1 pseudogene is annotated in these 260 nt (G+C 61.5%); it reads right to left on the minus strand.

Annotated features, from left to right (window positions below):
* Positions 1–260, minus strand: a pseudogene (locus SB751_RS32185) (hypothetical protein); the annotation flags it as partial.

Raw genomic sequence — 260 nt, forward strand, 5'->3', positions numbered from 1 at the left:
TGAGGTTGGCGAATACCAGCGCGGTGGCCATGTCGTTGATGTTGTTCCATACGCCGCCGGTCAGCAGGTAGCGCGGCCGGAACCGCTGCGCTTCGGTCCAGGTGTCGAAGGCGGGAAAGTAGGCGGTGATGAACCAGTAAGCCAACAGCCCGGGGAACAGGAACAGAAACGGTTTGGGTCGGCGTGCGATCGTTTCGCCCAGTATGGCGGAAGCCGCGCCAATCAGGAGGTAGATGGTGTATCGGGTGTAGCGGTCGTCC

Source organism: Cupriavidus sp. SIMBA_020, assembly GCF_046535395.1.
Classification (GTDB): Bacteria; Pseudomonadota; Gammaproteobacteria; order Burkholderiales; family Burkholderiaceae; genus Cupriavidus; species Cupriavidus campinensis.